Below are 3886 nucleotides of genomic sequence, written 5' to 3'. Positions count from 1 at the left end.
GTTCCCATCTCGAACACAGTAGTTAAGCTCATAAACGCCGAAAGTACTTGGCTGGAGACGGCCTGGGAGGATAGGAAGTCGCTGATTAAGCAAAAGACACACCTGAGGGTGTGTCTTTTTTATATGTATGATTTCCTATCCGACCAGGTTGCCTGGGAAAGGTAGGGTGCGAGACGGCAGAGGAGCGTAGCGACGCATGAAGTCCGCACATCACCTTCATCGGAGCGTAAGATTTTCCGAGCTGCGTAGCGGCAATGGAAAATCCACAGCGACGAGTGATAGGAAGTCGCTGATTAAGCAAAAGACACACCTGAGGGTGTGTCTTTTTTATATATGTACGATTTCCTATCCGACCAGGTCTCCTGGGAAAGGTAGGGTGCGAGATGGCAGAGGAGCGCAGGGATTTATTATATCGAATATTTTCCATTTATCAATATAGTCAATCTTATGATGTTATATTGGATTGTATAGATAGGTAATTTTGATGTTAAGGTATGGATAGTTATATGATATAATAAATTGTGCACAATATATTATTAGGAGGTCCTATGTCTAAAAAAATAGCAGTCCTTGTCAACGAAGACACTATGCAGCGTTGTTCTTGTGGTGGTTGTCTCAAGGCGTTTATGAATAAAGCTGATTCTTTTGAGCGTTATGGTGATGAAGATATCGAGTTATTCGGTTTTACTCACAGCGGTGGCGATTTAGAAAAGAAATTGGCATCTTTCAAAAAGAATGGGGTTACCACTATTCATCTATCCACCTGTACACGTGGTAAAAATGATCAATATGAATCTATTGCTGAACGTTGTGCTGAGGAATTTGATGTAGTAGGATACACCCATGGGGGTGCGGTATCTAAGGAGGGTAAAGTAGCTATCGTTCTTGAGGCTCGGTCTGAACATGATTAATTCTATACTATTTCCAGTATATAGTTCATGTATTTATTGTGAAAGTTGAGGTCGTTACTATGAGGAATACATGTAATATCATAATGGGATCCTTATTGGGCGGGCTTTATATGTCTGCAGCGATATGTGTGCCCGCTCAGGCAGGAGGTCTTGATACATTGGCTAATGGAGCTATTGCTATGGCCTATGTGTCTACTGCTTTCAATAAAATGGATAATTCTGCAGAAGGACAGGCACAAAGCTTGGCACGTGCTAAGGAACAGACTGGATATTTAGAGGATAGTGCAGCACAGGCGAGGGTAGAGCGTATTATGAAAGCTTTAGAGGCATCGCCTAGTGTGAAACGTTCTTACGTGGTGTACGCTAATCCTAGTGAGGATTTTAACGCCTTTGCTACGGTAGGTCGAGTTATGTCCGTCAATAAAGGAACCCTCGATTTATTAGATGATGACCAATTAGCATATGTTATGGCTCATGAAATTGCTCACGGTGAGTATAAGGACATTGTGAACGGTGTGAAAAAACAAGTTGGCCTTTCTACTGCTATTGGTCTCGCTGCTGGTAATGGTGGAGGTGCGGCTTTGCTTTCAAATGTGGCAGGCAATTATATGCAAAACCAAGTATTTACTATGAGCCAAGAGAAAAAAGCAGATGAATTAGGTTTTAAAATTCTCAGCGAATCTCCTTATAATGTAGGTGGTGCAGCAGGATCGATGGCTGTATTACGCAATAAATACGGTGATTTGTACCGAGAAGGGCTGAACCAAGTGTTTAGTCCTAATAATCATCCGAAAACGAGCAATCGTGTTCGCGACAATATTGAGCGCATGTATACTTATTCTGGTAATCATGTCAATGTGGATAATGGTACCGTATATGTTAATGGTAGCAATATTTATACGCCGGCGAGCTCTGGTCGATACACCGGTGAAGAGCGGGCCTATTACATGGCGGGCAAATTGGCACGTTTGTACCATAATGGGCAAGTGAAACCAGGTAGTGCTTCCTATAGCGATGGTACTGTCATCGTAGCTGGTCAATCTATTGTGACCACACCAAATGCTGACGTGGCCCTCATGGTGGCGACGAATTTGAATAATGCTTTTGTGAAAGCTACAGATACAGCTAAGGGAAAACCATCTAAATCTAGTAAAAAGAAATAATGATTGGTTATTAATATCAGTATTAGTATGAGTATTATCTTTATGGTTTACAAATGTGAAATTTAATTTTATGTAAACAGTCATAAGGATTAGTGTTACTTTTTGAGTTTATAAGTCATTACTCTAATTTTATTTGAAAAAGTAATAGATTTTATTGCTTTAAACTACTATAATATAGTATATACACCTATTTTCACGAACCATTAGGTATGTATGTTAGCCTAAAGCTAGCTGTTTTGTCAAAATGGGCTTTCCCTTAAAGGCTAACATTTTGTGAATAGTTAGGTTCATATTTGTATGTATACCTCCTGCTTGCAGGAGGTTCTATATTAGAGGAGTTTGATTCTGTATGGAACAACCGGTTTTATCCCCTTATATGATGGCTCGCAAGCCATCTGGGATTCGCATGGGACAAATTAAATTTTTAGAACGGGAGAACCCACCAATTTTGGTGAATGGTTCTATTGGTAATGTAATGCGCCCTATGCATCCCGCCATGCAGCGTCGCCTTTTTAATTTAGGCAGTGCCAATAGTCCGTTTCATTCTGGTATAGTACCGTATGTACCAACCACAGGTACTGATGAATGTAGAGAAGCATTTTTACATATTTTACGCAGTCAAGGTTTTGATACAACAGGTCTCGATGTGCTCGTTACCGATGGTGCGTCTATGGCTATGGAAATCATCATGCTTGGCGTATGCGGTGGTGCAGGGGAAGAAGAACGCCCATTGTTGATGTTCAACCCTTCCTATACGAACTATGATGCTGTAGGTCATCGCATTGGTCGTAAAACAGTAACTGTTGAAAGACGTTTGAATGAGCGTGGCGAATTTGAATTACCTTCTGTGGAAACAGTGGAACAACGGATTATCGAAACGAAACCAGGTGCGCTGCTCATCATTCCTTATGATAATCCTACAGGCCAATTGTTTAGTAAAGAAACATTGATTGAGTATGCCACTTTGTGTGTAAAGCATAATTTATGGATTATTTCTGATGAAGCATACCGTGAATTAGCTTATGAAAAAGGGAAGGAAACATCGAGTATCTGGGCTTTAACTAATAAGGACGTACCGGGGATTGAAGGTCGCCGTATTAGCTTAGAAACGGCATCTAAGGTATGGAATGCTTGCGGTCTTCGCATTGGTGCTATCATTACAGATAACACGTTGTGCTATGAAAAATCCGTTGCTGAATATACTGCAAACCTCAGTGCGAATACATTGGGACAATATATTTTTGGTGCTTTAGCACATGAATCTTATGCAGAACTTCATGGATGGTATGAACAACAGCGGGATTATTATCGTCAAATGATTTTTGATTTGCACAAAGGTTTTAAAGACGTTGAACCAGATTTTATTATTTCTAAACCAGAAGCGTCCATTTATTTTGTTATCGATGTGCGCAATGTAGCAAAACCAGGATTTGATGGCGTAGAATTTGCCGCATGGTGTGCTGAGCACGGTCGCGTTACATTAGATGATGGTAATGACTACACATTACTTATGGCGCCATTAAATGGTTTCTATAGCGGTGCGGATAAGGATAATAACCCAGGGAAAACGCAGTTGCGTGTATCTTTCTGTGAAACACCAAACTTATTAAAACTAGCCCCTGTATTACTATCTAAATTATTTAGAGCCTATGAGGCACAGCGGGATTAACTTTTACAAGTAATACAAATTATAAAATGTATAAAGGCATCGATGTAATGTTAATCGATGCCTTTTGTGGGTTATAGGACAAAAAGTGTGTGTGACTAATCCCAATAAGTTGGAAAATTTGTAGACATATGTAGCTCATTCCA

General features: G+C 40.2%; 3 protein-coding genes and 1 rRNA gene. All 4 read left to right on the top strand.

Features of this window, described 5'->3' with window-relative positions; genetic code table 11:
• Nucleotides 1-87: ribosomal RNA gene (gene rrf / locus EO120_RS09000) — 5S ribosomal RNA — on the top strand; the annotation flags it as partial.
• 461 nt (nucleotides 88-548) lie between these two features.
• Complete coding sequence (locus tag EO120_RS08995) at nucleotides 549-911, top strand: CGGC domain-containing protein (RefSeq protein ID WP_127135135.1); 363 nt, start codon at nucleotides 549-551, stop codon at nucleotides 909-911.
• Nucleotides 912-1021: 110 nt separating this feature from the next.
• The gene (locus EO120_RS08990) at nucleotides 1022-2074 is read left to right on the top strand and encodes a M48 family metallopeptidase (protein ID WP_241234934.1); all 1053 of its coding nucleotides are present in this window, start codon (nucleotides 1022-1024) and stop codon (nucleotides 2072-2074) included.
• A 349-nt stretch (nucleotides 2075-2423) separates the two neighbouring features.
• A complete protein-coding gene (locus tag EO120_RS08985) occupies nucleotides 2424-3743 on the top strand; it encodes a pyridoxal phosphate-dependent aminotransferase (RefSeq protein WP_127135133.1) in 1320 nt (439 codons plus the stop codon).
• The last annotated feature ends 143 nt before the right edge of the window (nucleotides 3744-3886 follow it).

It is taken from the genome of Veillonella caviae (genome assembly GCF_003992125.1).
Lineage (GTDB): Bacteria > Bacillota > Negativicutes > Veillonellales > Veillonellaceae > Veillonella > Veillonella caviae.
This window is presented reverse-complemented; position numbering and strand designations above follow the sequence as displayed.

Bases quoted from the DNA above. Each gene is read 5' to 3' on its own strand.
- EO120_RS08985 (WP_127135133.1), top strand. From the start codon at position 2,424: ATGGAACAACCGGTTTTATCCCCTTATATGATGGCTCGCAAGCCATCT.
- EO120_RS08990 (WP_241234934.1), top strand. From the start codon at position 1,022: ATGTCTGCAGCGATATGTGTGCCCGCTCAGGCAGGAGGTCTTGATACA.
- EO120_RS08995 (WP_127135135.1), top strand. From the start codon at position 549: ATGTCTAAAAAAATAGCAGTCCTTGTCAACGAAGACACTATGCAGCGT.